This window comes from Armatimonadota bacterium (genome assembly GCA_017993055.1).
Taxonomy (GTDB): Bacteria; Armatimonadota; UBA5829; order DTJY01; family DTJY01; genus JAGONM01.
In genome coordinates this window covers 1-3,292 of the sequence record JAGONM010000070.1, presented here as the reverse complement: position 1 = coordinate 3,292, position 3,292 = coordinate 1, and the positions used below count along the sequence as shown (strand labels likewise).

At 66.2% G+C, this 3,292-nt stretch carries 5 protein-coding genes; 1 reads left to right on the top strand and 4 read right to left on the bottom strand.

The window, feature by feature from the left end; translation table 11 throughout:
• Positions 1–209: 209 nt before the first annotated feature.
• The 3 genes from KBC96_15280 to KBC96_15270 are packed head-to-tail and all read right to left on the bottom strand — an operon-like array spanning position 210 to position 1,833.
• On the bottom strand, positions 210–908 hold the full coding sequence (locus KBC96_15280; GenBank protein ID MBP6965755.1) for a Crp/Fnr family transcriptional regulator: 699 nt from the start codon (positions 906–908) through the stop codon (positions 210–212).
• A complete protein-coding gene (locus tag KBC96_15275; GenBank protein ID MBP6965754.1) occupies positions 905–1,390 on the bottom strand; it encodes an Lrp/AsnC family transcriptional regulator in 486 nt (161 codons plus the stop codon). Before KBC96_15275 ends, KBC96_15280 begins: the two co-directional genes overlap by 4 nt.
• The gene (locus KBC96_15270) at positions 1,387–1,833 is read right to left on the bottom strand and encodes an AsnC family transcriptional regulator (GenBank protein ID MBP6965753.1); all 447 of its coding nucleotides are present in this window, start codon (positions 1,831–1,833) and stop codon (positions 1,387–1,389) included. Before KBC96_15270 ends, KBC96_15275 begins: the two co-directional genes overlap by 4 nt.
• A gap of 167 nt (positions 1,834–2,000) precedes the next feature.
• Here KBC96_15270 and KBC96_15265 point away from each other — a divergent pair, with 167 nt between their 5' ends.
• Positions 2,001–2,330: a hypothetical protein gene (locus tag KBC96_15265; protein MBP6965752.1), complete on the top strand. Its 330-nt coding sequence runs from the start codon at positions 2,001–2,003 to the stop codon at positions 2,328–2,330.
• 665 nt (positions 2,331–2,995) lie between these two features.
• On the opposite strand, the gene KBC96_15260 is transcribed toward KBC96_15265, so the two are convergent.
• A partial coding sequence (locus KBC96_15260) for a tetratricopeptide repeat protein (GenBank protein MBP6965751.1) occupies positions 2,996–3,292 on the bottom strand: 297 nt, incomplete at its 5' end.

The following is a 3,292-nucleotide window of genomic DNA, read 5'->3' as shown; positions in this document are numbered from 1 at the left end:
TACCCGCCCCGACAGCCCTGAGTGCTCGGAGCGAAGCGGAGAGTGTATCGAAGGGCGTTCTTGGGGCAGGAGGCCGTCTCTCGATACGCTTCGCTACTCGAGACCGGCGGTCCGTGTGGGTCATGCTGAACTCGATTCAGCATCCATGCCGGTGGGTCCTGAATCAAGTTCAGGATGACGGTCACCAACCACCAATCACTCATCACAGGTTACCGTTCACTGCTCGCTTCCCCCATCCCGTTCTCCGCGATGTTCTCCAGTTCCGCGCGATCAGCGATCCGGATGACTCGCCCCTCGCCGGAGATGCACCCCGCCGCCTCCAGCCGGTTCAGCAGGCGCGACAGCGTCTCGCTGGAGATGCCGAGGTGCGCCGCGAGCGTATGTTTCGGCACGGAGAGCACGACCTCCGATTCCTTCTCCCGCGAGAGCAGGTACTGGGCGAGGCGGCCGGCCGCGTCGCGGAGCGTCGCGTTCTCGAGCTTGTTCACCAGGCGGTGGGTCCACGCCGCGAGCGATGCGAGTATCTGAAACGACAGCCCCGGCGACCGCTCCAGAAGCTCCATGAGAGGCGCCTTGCGGACGAAGACGGTGAGAGAGTCCTTCACCGCCCCCGCGTACGCCGGGTATCCCGCGCCGAGGAACATCGCCACCTCGCCGAACGTGTCTCCCGCCTCGGCGACGTGAAGGATGTGCTCCCGGCCGTCCGCGCCGATCTTGTAGACCTTCACCGCGCCGGAGACCACGACGTACATGCCGTCGCACGTGTTTCCTTCGGCGAAGACCGTCTCGCCCCTGCGGAACGGCGCGAACTTCGACATGCGCGCGGCCCTGCCCACGAGTTCGTCGGAGGCGTCGGCGAAGAAGCCGCACTCCCGGAGCGCGGCGGGGAGGTCCGGGCGGCGCGTCATCGGCTCTCCTCGTCGTCGGCGAAGTACACGGGGCTCGTCTTCTTGTACTCCGCCGTGGTGTAGAGCAGCTCGTAGTCGGCGACGCCGGTCTGCTCGGATATCGTCCCGGCGACCACCTCGCACTCCTCGCGCGAGCGGCCGTGGATCATCGTGTAGAGGTTGTACGGGAAGCCCTCGAACCGCGGGCGGAGGTAGCAGTGGCTTACGGACTTGTGAGAGGAGGCGGTGCGCCCGAACCTCTCGGCGTCTTCGTCGGGAACGTTCCACGCGCCCATCGCGTTGGCGGCATATCCCGCGTCGGCGTGCTTCAGGATCGCCCCGAAACGCCGGATCGTGCCGTCTTCCTTCCACTCGGCGATCTGCGCGAGAAGCTCGCCCTCGGTGATGCCGATCTCCTCGGCGGCGGCGAGGAACGGGCGCTCCGAGAGCGGGAGGCCGCCCTGTATGCGGCGGATGATTCTGCGCTGGAGGTCGCTGATCAAAGCTCGAAGTCCACCTTTATCTTGAACATCCGCTCGGCGGAGAGGACGCGCAGGTCCCGGATGCCCGTCCGGTCCCCGATCTCGGCGGCGATCCGCTCGGTCTCGGAGGGGTTCCGACAGACGAGCGTGAACCAGAGGTTGTACTCGTGGTCCCGGCCGTAGTCGTGCGTGACCTGCGGGTAGGAGCCGACGATCTCCGCGACCTCGTCGAGCCGCGCGGGAGGGACCTTCATCGCCACCAGGGCGCTCGCGTGCCCGAGCCGCCGGGAGTCGAACGCGGGCCCTATCCGGCGGATGACACCGGCTTCCGCGAGCCGCCGGACGCGCTCGAACGCTTCGGCCTCCGACATGCCGAGCCGTTCTCCGAGCACCCTGTAGGGCCTCGGGTGGATCGGGAAGTCGGACTGCGCGATGTTCATCAGTTCCCTGTCGAGCGCGTCCATGCTTGTTTCCACGCTCGGATTCTAGCATCCGCGGGGTGCGCAGTCAAATCCGGTAACAGTGCGGGCGCGAATGGCACGATTCTTGTAGTATGATGAAGTGAGCCCGCGAGAAACCGCAGGTGAGGCAGCGAGACGGGCTGTGAAAGAAAGGGGAAAGGCATTACATAATGAGAATCACTCAGCCGACCGCGGCCGGGCGCGCAGGCATCGGGATGGAGAGCATGGTGATGCTCACGATCTGCGTGCTGGACGTGATATCCACGGCGTGGCTGGTCACGGTGGGCCTTGCGACTGAGGCCAATCCGCTCATGGCTTACCTGATCGAGCGGAGCATGGCCCTGTTCTGCGGGGTCCGGATGGCGACCGTGGTCGCCCTGGTGGTCGCGGCGGAGATCTACAGGAGGCGCAGGCCCGAGTTCGTGCGAAGCGTCATGCGCGTCGGGATCCTGGCGTACCTGCTGATCTACGTGGTGTTTCTCTACAGAGTGAATATTTGACGGCTTACCTGCGCTCCCGACAATCGCCCTGAGGTCGAGGCGGGTCCTTCCGGACCCGCCTCGGTCACGTCTGGGGGCGCGCCGCTCTGCCGTCATGCTGAACTTGATTCAGCATCCAGGTCCGGATGGGCCCTGAATCGAGTTCAGGGTGACGGCCGTCTTGCGTCCGACAGAGACCGTGAGCCCTGAGTGCTCGGAGCGAAGCGGAGAGTGTATCGAAGGGCGCGGGGAAGCAGAACCCCTCGGCCCGGAGGCCGGTCCCCCTTGATAAGGGGGACAGCATAGTCGGCAAGGGGGACAGCATAGTCGGCAAGGGGGACAGCATAGTCGGCAAGGGGGACAGCGGAACGCTCCCCTCCTTATCAAGGAGGGGCTGGGGGAGGTTCCGGGGAGGGCGTCCTTCCCCTGAATCAAGTTCAGGGTGACGGCCTTGGCGGGACACGGCACAAGAACCGTCAGCCCTGAGTGCTCGGAGCGAAGCGGAGAGTGTATCGAAGGGCGCGGCAAGGCAGAACCCCCTCGGCCCGGAGGCCGGTCCCCCTTGATAAGGGGGACAGCATAGTCGGCAAGGGGGACAGCATAGTCGGCAAGGGGACAGCGGGTCGAACTCCCCTCCTTATCAAGGAGGGGCTGGGGGAGGTTCCGGGGCGGCAGTGCCGGGAACGTCATGCCGGACTCGTTCCAGCATCCACCGCGGCGCGCAGGTCCGCCATCTCCTCCGCGTACCGGTCGTCCGGCCCCGCGAGGGCCGCGGCCCTCCGAAGCATCCGTCGGGCCATCGCGCGCCGCCCGAGCATCAGGTACGTCCTGGCGAGCATGACGTGGACCGCCGAGGACTCCGGGTCGAGCGTGCGGGCGTTCTTCAGGTACGCGAGGGCCGCTTCCGGCATATCGAGCGCGAGGTAGGCGTTCCCGAGCGAGAAATGGGCGTCCACATCCTCCTCGTCGCGCTCGACCGCCTG

Coding starts and splice junctions, on each gene's coding strand:
- KBC96_15280 (MBP6965755.1), bottom strand. CDS start 908: ATGACGCGCCGCCCGGACCTCCCCGCCGCGCTCCGGGAGTGCGGCTTC.
- KBC96_15265 (MBP6965752.1), top strand. CDS start 2,001: ATGAGAATCACTCAGCCGACCGCGGCCGGGCGCGCAGGCATCGGGATG.
- KBC96_15270 (MBP6965753.1), bottom strand. CDS start 1,833: ATGGACGCGCTCGACAGGGAACTGATGAACATCGCGCAGTCCGACTTC.